The organism is 'Nostoc azollae' 0708 (assembly GCF_000196515.1).
GTDB lineage: Bacteria > Cyanobacteriota > Cyanobacteriia > Cyanobacteriales > Nostocaceae > Trichormus_B > Trichormus_B azollae.
Map to the genome: position 1 here is coordinate 3,350,420 of NC_014248.1, position 13,069 is coordinate 3,363,488.

At 37.8% G+C, this 13,069-nt stretch carries 11 protein-coding genes and 6 pseudogenes; 11 read left to right on the forward strand and 6 right to left on the reverse strand.

Annotated elements, in window-relative coordinates; genetic code table 11:
* Positions 1-26: 26 nt before the first annotated feature.
* Positions 27-254 carry a helix-turn-helix domain-containing protein gene (locus tag AAZO_RS33990; protein ID WP_041640488.1) on the reverse strand — a complete coding sequence of 76 codons (228 nt, stop codon included), beginning with the start codon at positions 252-254 and terminating at the stop codon, positions 27-29.
* Positions 255-586: 332 nt separating this feature from the next.
* Between AAZO_RS33990 and AAZO_RS30790 the strand changes: the two are divergent.
* Positions 587-1,073: pseudogene (locus tag AAZO_RS30790) on the forward strand (ISKra4 family transposase); the annotation flags it as partial.
* Positions 1,074-1,100: 27 nt separating this feature from the next.
* Here the strand turns inward: AAZO_RS30790 and AAZO_RS30795 are convergent.
* Positions 1,101-2,205, reverse strand: a pseudogene (locus AAZO_RS30795) (IS630 family transposase).
* 86 nt (positions 2,206-2,291) lie between these two features.
* Between AAZO_RS30795 and AAZO_RS15540 the strand changes: the two are divergent.
* The 7 genes and pseudogenes from AAZO_RS15540 to AAZO_RS15560 all read left to right on the forward strand — a co-directional run.
* Positions 2,292-2,865: pseudogene (locus AAZO_RS15540) on the forward strand (ISKra4 family transposase); the annotation flags it as partial.
* Between the two features lie 373 nt (positions 2,866-3,238).
* On the forward strand, positions 3,239-3,775 hold the full coding sequence (locus AAZO_RS15545) for a cytochrome c (protein ID WP_013191971.1): 537 nt from the start codon (positions 3,239-3,241) through the stop codon (positions 3,773-3,775).
* Positions 3,776-4,043: 268 nt separating this feature from the next.
* Entirely contained in the window at positions 4,044-6,836 is a 2,793-nt protein-coding gene (secA, locus tag AAZO_RS15550; RefSeq protein ID WP_013191972.1) for a preprotein translocase subunit SecA, read from the forward strand.
* 325 nt (positions 6,837-7,161) lie between these two features.
* Positions 7,162-7,278: an S-4TM family putative pore-forming effector gene (locus AAZO_RS35465; RefSeq protein ID WP_013191973.1), complete on the forward strand. Its 117-nt coding sequence runs from the start codon at positions 7,162-7,164 to the stop codon at positions 7,276-7,278.
* Between the two features lie 202 nt (positions 7,279-7,480).
* A pseudogene (locus AAZO_RS43885) lies at positions 7,481-7,840 on the forward strand (S-4TM family putative pore-forming effector); the annotation flags it as partial.
* A 307-nt stretch (positions 7,841-8,147) separates the two neighbouring features.
* Complete coding sequence (locus AAZO_RS26905) at positions 8,148-8,417, forward strand: helix-turn-helix domain-containing protein (protein WP_081462799.1); 270 nt, start codon at positions 8,148-8,150, stop codon at positions 8,415-8,417.
* A 322-nt stretch (positions 8,418-8,739) separates the two neighbouring features.
* Positions 8,740-9,129 (forward strand): annotated as a pseudogene (locus AAZO_RS15560) (radical SAM protein); the annotation flags it as partial.
* 106 nt (positions 9,130-9,235) lie between these two features.
* Here AAZO_RS15560 and AAZO_RS15565 read toward each other — a convergent pair.
* The 4 genes and pseudogenes from AAZO_RS15565 to AAZO_RS41500 form a co-directional block, all read right to left on the reverse strand.
* Positions 9,236-10,274, reverse strand: a pseudogene (locus AAZO_RS15565) (IS701 family transposase).
* Between the two features lie 253 nt (positions 10,275-10,527).
* Positions 10,528-10,677, reverse strand: a complete 150-nt coding sequence (locus AAZO_RS38660; RefSeq protein ID WP_228371229.1) for a hypothetical protein — start codon at positions 10,675-10,677, stop codon at positions 10,528-10,530.
* Between the two features lie 395 nt (positions 10,678-11,072).
* Positions 11,073-11,321 (reverse strand): Uma2 family endonuclease, encoded by a 249-nt coding sequence (locus AAZO_RS41495; RefSeq protein WP_049790752.1) that lies wholly within the window; start codon positions 11,319-11,321, stop codon positions 11,073-11,075.
* A gap of 9 nt (positions 11,322-11,330) precedes the next feature.
* Complete coding sequence (locus tag AAZO_RS41500) at positions 11,331-11,612, reverse strand: Uma2 family endonuclease (protein WP_049790753.1); 282 nt, start codon at positions 11,610-11,612, stop codon at positions 11,331-11,333.
* A gap of 124 nt (positions 11,613-11,736) precedes the next feature.
* On the opposite strand from AAZO_RS41500, the gene AAZO_RS15580 reads away from it, so the two are divergent.
* The 3 genes from AAZO_RS15580 (at position 11,737) to AAZO_RS15590 (ending at position 12,876) form a co-directional block, all read left to right on the forward strand.
* Positions 11,737-12,009, forward strand: a complete 273-nt coding sequence (locus AAZO_RS15580) for a YlcI/YnfO family protein (RefSeq protein ID WP_013191977.1) — start codon at positions 11,737-11,739, stop codon at positions 12,007-12,009.
* A 145-nt stretch (positions 12,010-12,154) separates the two neighbouring features.
* Positions 12,155-12,448, forward strand: coding sequence for a PIN domain-containing protein (locus AAZO_RS15585; protein ID WP_228371230.1), 294 nt, complete (start codon positions 12,155-12,157; stop codon positions 12,446-12,448).
* Between the two features lie 53 nt (positions 12,449-12,501).
* The gene (locus tag AAZO_RS15590) at positions 12,502-12,876 is read left to right on the forward strand and encodes a DUF2237 family protein (RefSeq protein ID WP_013191979.1); all 375 of its coding nucleotides are present in this window, start codon (positions 12,502-12,504) and stop codon (positions 12,874-12,876) included.
* Positions 12,877-13,069 lie beyond the last annotated feature (193 nt).

The window sequence follows — 13,069 nt, forward strand, 5'->3', positions numbered from 1 at the left end:
GTTGCCCCAGGCGCAGTTTTTACCTCTCAAAGAGAAGATAGTCCTCCTTTTCCATACCTTTGTAACCATCCTGTTATTGTTGACCCATCTCTGCCCAATCTTCGGCTCACTTCTTGATGCTGGGTTACTTGTTCTGTTTTTATCCACCACAGCATTTGTAAACGTTCTTTGTCTAATGCTGTCCGCGCATTTTTCAGGCTTTTTGACAAATACTCAGCACTTTCTTGAACTTCTAGATTGAAAGGGCGTGCCATTGCTTCCTCATGAGTCTTTATCTTCCATGTTCTTTATTCTACAGTTCTATCTACACTCATTTAGACTTGGTATTAATGTCAGCAATGCTAAAATAGTTAGTTTCATTCCTATTGATGTTGATGGACAAGAGGGACTTTTAAGCTTTGGTAATTCTTATGGCGATTTTCTATTTTTTGATGAAAATGATTTTTGTTTTGTAGAGTTCAAATTGAATGTGATAAGCACAGAAGAAAGATCCAGACATAAGAACAGAACAAAAGGGAGCATCCACTATTGGAAGATACACAGGTGTTAGGAGAATATCAGGATAAACAGGTATGGATTAGCAACTATGAACCAGGAAAAAAGAACGGCTCAAAGCCTGCTTAGAAGAATAGGCAACATTGTTATATGAAGAAGCAGACAAAAGTCAGATAACAGACTTGGAAGGAATAGAAAAAACAGTAAGGAGTCAAATATTAGAAGTGGTAAGTCCAGAAATAGCCCTTTTTTATTGAAGAAACAACCGGAAGGAAAGTAGGTAAAACCAGGAAAGTCAAAGCCTTGGTAGGAGAGGAGAACTAAAACTGAAAGCTAAACAGTTGCAGAGACTGGGTTTGAAGCCAAGAAGTCGGTTAAGTCCATTACTTCAAAAGTGCTGCTTGAGGCTATCAGCTAAGGAATCATATCAACAAGCAGAAGTTGAAATTGAAGCATTAACAGGAGTAAAAGTTGCCCATAGAAGGCAACAAAAACTAGTTGTAGAAGAAGATTGGGAGCTACCACAAGGAAAACAAGCTGTCTGTAAAGTGAGCATGGATGGTGGAAAAGTACGACTAGTAGTCTACCAAGGCAATTTTGCTGGGTTAAATGCTCGGATATAAACGCTGCATTTTTTTACGTGCATCCTTGGTTTTAAAACCCCAATAAACACTGGGTTTTTGTTGATTACGCTGTGACTCCCAAGTAGCAATTTCAGAAGATAATATTTCTACATTAGGAATACGTCGTTCTAAGCATTGGCAAGATAAAACTGATAATTCAATTTCTACTTGATTCAACCAAGAAGCGTGTTTAGGAGTATAGTGGAGCTCTAATTTTTGAATAATGTGGCGTGCTTCTTCTGGAGAGAAAACTTCATATAAAACACTTGGAGTATGAATATTTAGGTTATCAACAAGTAAAGGTATCACATCAGCTTGGGGTTAATAAACATCTACTAAATCTTTTAATTGTTCAGCAAAATCAGCTTTTGTCCGATGTTGTGTAACTTCAATATGCCTCCACCCGGCTATTGGTTCAAAAAAGCCAAATAAATTTACAACACCATTGCATTTATACTCACAATCATAACCTTCAGGCTGATGTGGTTCTGGTGGCAAAGGAAGTCTTACTTCTTCTACTAATTGATATGGGCGTTCATCTAGGCAGAGTGTAGGTTTTTTCGGATCATATGGCTCATTGTACAAATCCAAAACATCTTCCATTCTTAACACATACTCTGGGTTAACTTCGGGAATACACTACTGTTCTTTTAACCACAGTTTAATTTCATTTTTTTTAGAGTTTGGCGTATTGTTTCGTCTGAAATGGAATCTATGATACCAACCTTCACTAAATGCTCCGCTAATAATCGCATTGTCCAACACACTCTTCCTTCTGGCGGATTAGAACAAGCAGTCGCAATCAAAAATGCTTCTTGTTTTTCATCTAATTTTTTGGGTTTTGGTGGATTTTCCCCATCCTTTAAAGCAAACTCTAATCCACCAATCACAAAGTTTTCTCTTGTCCTTTCCACCGTGGCAACATGAACTCGAACTGCGGCAGCGCCGTGTCCGTTTCTCCCTCAGATGCCATTCAAAGAATGTTTGCACGGGTTATACTTCTTGCTTTGTGCTTTCCTTTTTTGAGGATTGCTTGCAGTTGTAAAACTTCCTCTTCGCTTAAATTTACAACATACTTTTTTACCATGGTCAACCCCTTTTCTGACTAGTTTATCAATTAGAGGGGCTTACCAAGCAACATTGCCTTGGTCGACTACTAGGGGGCAAACACTACAAGCAGGCTGGTACTGGCGAGACTATAAGACCCTTCGTCTACAAGGAATTTATGATGGCGCATTTTTTGATAATAACTAATCAATCATTAGTTGATTATGTTAATAGCCAGTCTTTGGTTAACCCCCTTGTGTGTTTGGGGGATGGTCATGATGGAGTTTGGAATTTAGTTAAAGAGTTTGGAACTGAAAAATTCAAACCTTTGGAAATTTTAGATTGGTATCACCTCAAAGAGAATCTTTATCAAATTAGTGGTTCTTTAAAGCGTCTCCAAGCTGTTGGGAGTTTATTGTGGCAAGGTCAGATAGAGCCAATTCAACCTTTATTTAATAATTGTCGAGGCAAACAAGTTAAGAAGTGTTTCGACATAGGCGAAAAACATCCCACTGGCATTATTAACTACACCTACTACCAAGCTAAACAACTGTGTTCTATTGGTTCTGGATTTGTCGAATCTGCTATTAAACACATTGGAGCAAGGATTAAAATTTCTGGACCACAGTGGAATGTTGAAAGTGTCTACCAAATCCTTTCCCTTCCTTGTGCTTATCTCAATGGTTTGCTTCCTATTTGAGTCTTTCTGCTAAAACTCTATCCTCCCAGATGCTATTAGGCAATTAATAAACACTATAAGTCGGTTTAATTTTAAATTAAGTAGAAACTACCCAGCATTAAATTGAGAAGCTTATGTTTGTACTCCTGAATTTTACCCAAAACTTGATTCAAGTTGGCAAGCATTGGCGATAGAGTTTGTAGAAGACTATGATGGTATCGAACTTGTTGAAAGAAATTATAAAACCTGCAAATAAACAAGACATCATGCAACAAATTTTGATAAAACCTGTCTAAATATCCGGTGCATACAAATGACTCAACAATTAGGTTTGTATTTCAATAGATACAAAAACAGCAATATTTAGTTTAAAGTAATTTAACTTATACTTGATATGTTTAAACTAAAATCATCCCATCAACGAATGAAACGCCAACTGCTGATTGTCATGCTGGTGATTTTCGCTTGGAGTGTAGCTATAGGATTTATACTAGGTTTAGCCACCACCAGTGTTCACGCCGCTAACCCCACCCCCTCAGTTGGCACCGTTGACGTAGTACCCGCACAATACCAATTAGGGCAAGAATTATATATAGAAAATTGCTCAACCTGTCACATTGCTTTACCACCAGCGGTATTTCCCACCCAAACTTGGAAGAATCTTGTGGAAGACTCCCAGCACTATGGCGCACAGATTAAGCCGTTGGTCGATCCACAACGCATCTTGGTGTGGAAATATATTTCTACTTTCTCCCGTGTGCAGCGTCAAGATGAAGCAATACCCTATCGCCTCAATAGATCCCGTTATTTCCAAGCCTTACATCCTGGTGTCAAATTACCAGAACCTATAAACATCGGCAGTTGTGTCAGTTGTCATCCTGGTGCAAGTAAGTATAATTTCCGCAGCCTGACACTAGAATGGGAGAAATAAATTCGTAATTCTCGCCCCTGCTCCCCTGCTCCCCTGCGCTATCTGGTGGCAGAATTATACTATGAAGGAGTTTAAATATTAAGATAAGAATTAAAACCAATCGTCATAACAAGGTGATTGGGATTTTTTCATTTGGTTTTTGAGTAAATTCTCATTTCCTAGCCATCTATAACCAAAACGGCTGGGTTGTGTTAAGTGTCTATAATTATATAGCTATTAGCTAAAACCTTTAATTTCCATCCCCCTTGATTTAGTTCCATAAACTGCCATGCTAAAACTCTTGTTGGGCGATCCCAACGCTCGTAAACTTAAAAAATACCAACCTTACATTACAGAAATTAACCTGTTAGAGGAAGAAATTAAAGCACTTTCTGATGATGAGTTAAAAGGTAAAACTGCCGAATTTAGACAGCGATTAGCTAAGGGTGAAACTCTGGATGATATTTTGCCTGAGGCTTTTGCTGTTGTGCGGGAATCAGGAAGGCGTGTGTTAGGGTTGCGACACTTTGATGTGCAATTATTAGGTGGGGTGATTCTCCACTCTGGGCAAATTGCGGAAATGAAAACTGGTGAAGGTAAAACCTTGGTGGCTACCTTACCGAGTTATTTAAATGCCCTGACAGGTCAAGGTGTTCACGTTATTACTGTTAATGATTACCTGGCACGTCGGGACGCTGAATGGATGGGTCAGGTACATCGGTTCTTGGGTTTAAGTGTGGGGCTGATTCAAGCTACTATGAACCCGACGGAACGGAAGAAAAACTATGACTGTGATATTACTTATGTAACTAACAGTGAGATCGGTTTTGATTACCTGCGGGATAATATGGCTACCTCTATGCCTGAGGTGGTGCAACGCCCGTTTAATTATTGTGTTATTGACGAAGTAGATTCAATTTTAGTTGATGAAGCTCGGACACCGTTGATTATTTCTGGTCAGGTGGAAAGACCGACAGAAAAATATTTGCAAGCGGCGGAAATTGCTTTTACTCTGCAAAAAGATGAACATTATGATGTTAATGAGAAGGATCGTAACGTTATTTTAACTGATGAGGGTTTTGCAGAAGCGGAAAGTCTGTTGGGTGTGACAGATTTGTTTGATCCTGAAAATCCTTGGGCGCATTTTGTCTTTAATGCGATTAAGGCTAAGGAATTGTTTCTCAAGGATGTGAATTATATTGTCCGCAATGATGAAGTTGTGATTGTGGATGAATTTACGGGTCGGGTACTACCGGGACGACGCTGGAGTGATGGTTTACACCAGGCCATTGAGGCGAAGGAACACGTAGAAATTCAGCCTGAGACCCAAACTTTGGCAACTATTACTTATCAAAACTTGTTTTTGCTTTATCCCAAGTTGGGGGGGATGACGGGAACTGCAAAAACGGAAGAGGTAGAGTTTGAGAAGATTTACAAACTGGAAGTTACTGTTATTCCCACGAATCGGATTAGAAGACGGGAAGATTTGTCGGATATGGTGTTTAAGACTGAACCAGGAAAATGGCGGGCGATCGCAAAAGAATGTGCGGAAATGTACGAAAATGGTAGACCTGTGTTAGTGGGTACAACCAGTGTAGAAAAATCTGAACTCCTCAGCCGACTCCTGAAGGAAATAAATATTCCCCATGAGTTGCTTAATGCTAGACCGGAAAACGTAGAACGGGAAGCAGAGATTGTCGCCCAAGCGGGACGTAGGGGGGGTGTAACTATTGCCACTAACATGGCGGGAAGGGGTACAGATATCATCCTGGGTGGTAACTCTGAGTATATGGCGCGGTTGAAGCTGCGGGAATATTTTATGCCCCGTATTGTCAGCCCAGAGGATGAAGATGTTTTTAGCATGCAAAGGGCTTCTGGACTACCTATGGCTGCTAGTGGTGGTGCTCAAGGCTTTGTTCCTGGTAAAAAGGTGAAGACTTGGCGGGCTTCCCCGGAAGTTTTCCCAACCCAGCTATCGAAGGAAACAGAACAACTTTTAAAAGAAGCGGTGGAGGTAGCAGTAAAAGCTTATGGCAGTCGGAGTTTACCAGAATTAGAAGCGGAAGATAAGGTAGCTGTGGCGGCGGAAAAAGCACCTACGGACGACCCTGTAATTCAGAAATTGCGAGAAGCTTACCAGCGTATTAAGCATGAGTATGAAGAATTCACCAGCAGTGAACACGATGATGTGGTAAGTAGAGGCGGACTGCACGTAATTGGCACAGAACGCCATGAGTCACGGCGAATTGATAACCAGTTGCGTGGACGGGCGGGAAGACAAGGTGACCCTGGGACGACAAGATTTTTCCTCAGTTTAGAGGATAACCTATTGCGGATCTTTGGGGGCGATCGCGTAGCCGGCTTGATGAATGCTTTCCAAGTAGAAGAAGATATGCCTATTGAATCAGGTATGTTAACTCGCAGCTTAGAAGGCGCACAGAAAAAAGTTGAAACCTATTACTACGACATCCGAAAACAGGTATTTGAGTATGACGAGGTGATGAATAACCAACGTCGTGCCATCTATGCAGAACGTCGACGGGTGTTGGAAGGTCAAGATTTGAAGGAACAGGTAATTAAGTACGCTGAAAAAACGATGGACGACATCGTTAATTATTACATTAACCCTGATTTGCCTTCAGAAGAATGGGAATTGGAAAAATTGGTGGAAAAAGTTAAGGAGTTTGTTTACCTGTTGGCTGATATGCAAGCCAGTCAGTTGGAGGATATGGGAGTATCAGAAATTAAGGCTTTCCTCCATGAACAAGCGCGTATTGCTTATGATATGAAGGAAGCGCAAATTGACCAAATTCAACCAGGTTTGATGCGACAAGCAGAACGGTTCTTTATTCTCCAACGCATAGATACTTTGTGGCGGGAACATCTGCAACAAATGGATGCTTTGCGGGAGTCTGTTGGCTTGCGTGGTTATGGTCAAAAAGACCCTCTGATTGAGTATAAGAGTGAGGGTTATGAATTGTTCTTGGATATGATGGTGAATATCCGCCGTGATGTGGTTTATTCGCTGTTTATGTTCCAGCCACAGCCACAGCCTACTGTGCAGACTTCTGAGATAGTTTAAGGGTTTTTTCCACCCAGAGACGCAGAGAATTTTTTCTGCGTCTTTTGTTTTATTAGAAATACACATATTCCCATATTCCCACTAATATTTTCTATCCAGTCAATGATCCTAAGTCAATACAAGGTAATATTGATAATTTGGATTTAGAAGATAAAAGAATAATTTATAGTCGCGGATTTAAAGATTATACAAAATCCTTAGAGGCTATTGGATTGCAAAGTGCAGGTTATCATAGGTTAGCTGTTAATAAATGTGGATAAATCTTTGGAAGTTATTTTCCTATTTACTAAGTAAAAATTAGCTAATAACTATTCACCAGATACTCATGAACCATATACCTCAAGAACAAGATAGACAACTTCAGTTAGAACGTTTAGCCGCACAGCGTCAGCTTTACTCTGATGCTAAGAATATCCAAAACATCAGTGTATCCTATCTGTAATTCTATGGTCTATTTTGGTTGAAATTTTTCCTGGTTTACAAATTTCTGCTGCTTTATGGGGATTGTCTGTAAGATTATTTATTAGAACAAGCTATTCTCAGTCATTTACAAAAATCCCTACAGGAAAAAGCAGCGAAGATATAACAATTCTTTCATTGCAATATTTATTTTTGAATTAGATTAGTCACAATTATGCTCTGGTAGTCGTCCTGAGCCAGAATTCATTATTAATGGTGCTCCATATAGAAAAGAAGATCCAAATTACTTAGATTTAAAAGACTGGTATCCCGTTAGTGTTGACCAATTACTTATCCATGAAGCACGTTTGATTTGTCAACTATCTAATATTTGGTGGGATGCTAAACAAAAGCGTCGTTATCTCCATTGTATACTTATTGGATTAGTAGCAATTGTAATAAATAATTGTCTTTCTAGTAGGTTTAATTGGAGGGTTAACTTTAGGAAAGTTCGTATTGGATATTGTAACTCCGCTACTACCAGCATTTATTTTTGCAATACGTCAATATATATATTGAAAATAAGCAAGCTGCAAATAGGCTAGATAATTCCAGAGAAAATTCTGAGAATATATGGTAGCAACTAACAATTAGACCTGTCAGGAAAATTAACTTGGAGTGAAAAAAATGGTAGAAGGGAATTTTGAGGGTGTACCAAAAGGAAAAATCCACTAAATTAACTATATTCAAGAACATTCACATCCTACAGAACAAATACTGGGAATAACTAAGCATGAGTTTCAAGACTTGTTAGCCCGAGGTGAAATGTAGCATAAAAAACTTCAAGGTGACATAGAAAGTAAAAAGATAGGTATAAATCAGAAAGGAGCAGGGGGGAAAGGGAAACTAGAGATAAAACAACAGGTATGTCTATCATTATTCTATTTGAGGGAAATACCAACATCTGAGGTTTTAGGTTTACATTTCGGTATATGGAAAAAGGAGGCAAAGGACACATTTTATTACTGGCTAAAGATATTACGGAATGTTTTCCCTCCTAGTCTCCTTGAACAGGTAAAAAAACATGATAGCGATTATGCCATGGCGACTCAGGATAAAAGGCAGGAAACAAAGAGTTTTCCACCAAGGGTATTTTCGTTGAATAGGTCATTAGACTTGTAAAAATATTCCGGGTACCTCAACAAAGATTTCCCCTGGATTGCCCAATTTACTCACAAGTAATTCTTACTAACTATTTGTGGTTTAGTCATATTAGGAATTGGTTAATTAGTTTTGCCCATTTCATAAATGTTATGGATGTGAGGTCAGTTATGAATTAGTCATTAACATCTTCATGGATAGGAACTATCCGTAACTATTCCCAACCCTGATTCTTTCGTTGGCTATTTTCTCATCTTAATACTATGGAAAGCCATACACAGACTCCTTTCTAAATTTCCGGACCTCTCTATTCCCTATAATCAAAGAGAGGAGTGTTAGTTAAATGGCGATTAATCTACAACAAGCAATTGATATTGGAAAGTATTTAGTTACGCAGGGTCTACTAGGACGTAAACACTTTCCCCTCGTATTAATTTTAGAATCTCTTTTCCGTTGTAACTTAGATTATACAGGTTGTAGAAGAATCCAGTATACTACAGAAACTCTTAAACGAAACCTCACCCCAGAACAGTGCTTTGCAGCTGTAGAAGAATACGGCACACCTGTGATTTCCATTCCTGGAGGAGAACCACTATTACATCCTCAAATTGATGAAATCTTTAAAGGTTTAGTGGAACGCAAGAAATATGTTTACTTATGTACCAATGGATTGTTATTAGGAAAAAGTCTCCATAAATTTCAACCATCTCCTTATCTAAGTTTCAGCGTTCATTGTATCAAATCTATTGAAAATCCAACCGCTAAACTTTGGTTGTCCTTTTTGAGGAATTACAATATCGTAGGAGTTACGCATTGACAAAAAAACTCATCCAGGGGTATTAAGCAGCACCAGCATTGGTAAGATTTTCCACAATGTAGTCGCGCACAACTGAAGTGAATAAGTTCCTTTGCAATTCATACCAATTAGAAATTATGTTTTCAGAGTACATTTTTTCTAAACAAACAAATCCTTGAAGTGAACAAAACATCTGTGTTTTAATTCCTTGGCTATCTCTAACCATAAATCGACAAATTCCACATACTTGTTTGATGGCTCTATGAAAACTTTTAATCCCCCAATGAGTATCATCAATTGTCACAAATTCATCTTTGGTGATTTGATTGAGAGCTTCTTCATCTGGTACATACACTATATAGTCTCTATAATCTTCTTTCTTGAACTCTTGCCTAAAAAATTTAATCAATCCAAATGCTCTCAAATGAGTTATCAAACCTTTATCGGGAATTTGTAAACTCCTTAATAGACAGTACTTTTCCAGTTTATTTCCAGTTTACTTGATACGGTTATTTTTTTCTAAATCCCAAACAGAAAACCCAATTTCTGGTTTTTCAAGAATTTTAAGCTTTCTACCCCTGAATACCAACTGTCTCCTGTAACTATTCTTGGTTTTACACCCTAATCAATCACTTCCTTGAGCATTTCCTGAAAATAATCGTTCTTCGTCTTTCCCTCCTTCTTCTCGTATATTCTGTAATTTATTGGTACTGAATTTTCATACACATCACTTTAGTACAGTGTGATTAAATTTATTATTTCTTTGATGCTCTTATGATATTTCCTAGACCAAACATAACTGATTAATTCTGAATTTTTGTGTCATTATACAATTTTTATACTACTGTGTCATCCACACTTAAAATCCCTCCTACTATATTTATGATTTTCTTTACTGTATGGAATAAATCTTTCGGTTCCTATCTCTCTCTGAGCAATAATTTATTTACACTGTCATGTGAAACGTTTTCCAATATCTCTGCCAATCTACAACATCCCCCATGCTTTGGTTCTGATAGTAACAACACAGTGTAATGTTCCAGATTGCATTCTGCTGTAGAAGGTTTGATTATTTCTCTAATTCTCCCATACCTGCTAAGTAAATGACATTTTTACCATTACACTATTTTGCTACTTTATCGATGCGCAAGTCCTATTGATATGGTTTTGATTCAAAATATCACTGTTTCCCCTGTTCCTAATCCTGTATGAATCGTGGTAGAATTCGTCCAATCAAACCTACACAATAAGCAGAAAAAAGTCAGATGTATATCGAACAAGAAAATACTCTGATGAGTATAAATCTGCCCTAACTAGATTGCTAAAAGATGGAGGTCAATCTATTAACGCAATGTATATATCATGAAGCCATACTGGTGCTGGTATAATATCAACGAAACTACTTTCTTCTAACCGTGTAAATGAATAACCAACAATTTCATTTTCTACTTCCAGAACTAACATAATTGCTTTTGGGTTGGTCATTTGTTCTTCAAATAAATTAAAAGGCCGTTGTTCGTGATTCTCAAATTCAACCAATCTGAGTGGATTAAAATCTTGATGTTGATGAACTAATTTGATAGCCTATTTTCTCATGCCTTGATGATCATTTATAGTTGCCTGTCTAATTATAACGTTTATTTAATTTGTGCATTTTTCAATTTTTACTAATTCATTATGCGCTCAATATTATTTATTCTACCATTAACACTAATTCAGGAAAGATCATAGAGACAATTTTTTTATTATCTTTATTTAAATTCCAGAAAATCGTAAACTCCCTCATTTAATAAAAATATACCTCTTACAAAATTGTTTCTTTGGTTATGATAGAGAGTCTTAGATTTTATGTATTTTTAGTGTTATTTGGCATCGCTAATTCAAACATAACCGTGTAACTCTAATTTTTGGCTAAAACAAAGACACCCTCTCATTGTTACATAAAAGTAAATCTGCAAGAGGTATGATACACAAATTTTAGAATTCATAACATCAATAATCCAATATTCAGGGATTTCTCGATTAGCATATTCTGTACGTTTACGCCGATAATCAGTAGTTATAGAACCTTCGCTAACAAGTTCCACTACTAATAATGGTGCTGTTTCTAAAACCTCAGGAAGGAGCATCAGGAGAATTTATCGGCATTCTTCACCCTGAATGACTATGATATCAGGAATACGACATTTGTTTGTAGTGGTTCTGACTCCAATAGTTCCTTGCCTAACTATCCAGTCTAAATCCAAACGTTTAATTTCTAAATAAAAGGCTATGTCAAGAAAGTTAACAATATTATCATGTTTAAATACAGCAGGTGGCATTAATACTAACTCCCCATCAACTAATTCATACTTATTATCTGTACCATCATCGTAAGTTAGGTACTCTTCAAAATTCAGACGCTTTAAAGTTGTTTCCATAATGAATCTGTAACTAGATTTGGGGTTTATAACTATTCTATCGTTAACCAAAACTAGGAGCAGAAAGAATAATCATTATGATTGGATATTTAGAATTGACAATATTGGACCATAGTTACATCATATGAAATCATATTTTAATTACATTAAATGTAACTATGGAACGAGCGCTATAAGTATTCGCATTCCTGCGGACTTGCTACAACAAGCAAAGCAGTTTAGAGAAAGCCGTGAGTCTTTTAATGAGATGCTTGTGGATGCGATCGCCCGTCAAGTGCGACGACGGTGGGCTTTGGCAGCCCATCAGCGGATTGTAGGTCGTAGTGCGGAAGTAGAAGCTAAAACAGGTATGCAATCAAGTTCAGTGGACTTAATTCGTCAGTTACGAGCAGGTTAGGGAAGCCGTGACTAAGTGTATTGGCACCAGTATTTGGATTCCCTATCTTCTGCCTGAAACATTACAACCCAAGCAAGAAACTGGATTATTCCCTTGTTAACATCAGATGTGCATTTAGTTGCTCCGGGATTTGCATGGTCTGAAGTTGGGTCAGTGTTGCGAAAATAAAGTTAGATCGGGAGCAATTACCGGAGCACAACCAGAAGGTTTTTATGATAATTCCTGCCAAATACCCATTGACTACCTCGATAGGGATGATATCCGTACAAAAACCTATGCGATCACTGAAAAATTCTCTCTGGCAACTCTCTATGATACTGCTTTCTTGGCAGTTACCGAACTAGAATCTGCGGAATTTTTGGACAGCAGACCAATCTCTACTCAACAGGCTTACATCGTGTCCAACATGGGTCAAAAAGCTCAAAGGATAAAAAAATAACTTTTGATTGTATCATCTCCATCTATATCTAACAACCTACACAATCTTGAAAAATGACAGAAGCCAAAAACGTACTTGGTGAAAAACTACAACTTTGCTGCACATCTCCCATAACTGGATATTACCGCGACGGTTTTTGTAAGACAGGTGGTCAGGATTTTGGGATGCACATTGTTTGCGCTCAAGTGACAGAAGAATTTTTAAAATATACAAAGTCCCAAGGCAATGATTTCAGCAGACCTGCACCTCACTTTAACTTTCCCAGCTTAAAACCTGGAGATTGTTGGTATTTATGTGCAGCCAGATGGCAAGAAGCCCTAGCAGATGGTGTTGCACCTCCAGTTGTTCTAGAAGCTACACACGCTAGACCTTTGGAAGTTTGTAATTTAGACGATTTGCAAAAACACCGTGTAATTCGTAATTATTAGACCTATTGCAGAATTAATTTTATGTTATAATGAGAGGGTACATGTGTTTTAGCCAAAAGTTAGATTTACACAGTTATGTTTGAATTAGCGACCGCAAAGAACACCAAAAATACATAAAATCTAAATCTCTCTATCATACCACAGAAACAATTTTGTAAGAGGTCTATTTATTTTGTCCTCAAATCCCCAGTTT

Bases quoted from the DNA above. Each gene is read 5' to 3' on its own strand.
- secA (WP_013191972.1), top strand. From the start codon at position 4,044: ATGCTAAAACTCTTGTTGGGCGATCCCAACGCTCGTAAACTTAAAAAA.
- AAZO_RS33990 (WP_041640488.1), bottom strand. From the start codon at position 254: ATGGCACGCCCTTTCAATCTAGAAGTTCAAGAAAGTGCTGAGTATTTG.
- AAZO_RS41495 (WP_049790752.1), bottom strand. From the start codon at position 11,321: ATGCTCCTTCCTGAGGTTTTAGAAACAGCACCATTATTAGTAGTGGAA.
- AAZO_RS38660 (WP_228371229.1), bottom strand. From the start codon at position 10,677: ATGACCAACCCAAAAGCAATTATGTTAGTTCTGGAAGTAGAAAATGAA.
- AAZO_RS15580 (WP_013191977.1), top strand. From the start codon at position 11,737: ATGAAATCATATTTTAATTACATTAAATGTAACTATGGAACGAGCGCT.
- AAZO_RS15590 (WP_013191979.1), top strand. From the start codon at position 12,502: ATGACAGAAGCCAAAAACGTACTTGGTGAAAAACTACAACTTTGCTGC.
- AAZO_RS41500 (WP_049790753.1), bottom strand. From the start codon at position 11,612: ATGGAAACAACTTTAAAGCGTCTGAATTTTGAAGAGTACCTAACTTAC.
- AAZO_RS15545 (WP_013191971.1), top strand. From the start codon at position 3,239: ATGTTTAAACTAAAATCATCCCATCAACGAATGAAACGCCAACTGCTG.
- AAZO_RS35465 (WP_013191973.1), top strand. From the start codon at position 7,162: ATGAACCATATACCTCAAGAACAAGATAGACAACTTCAGTTAGAACGT.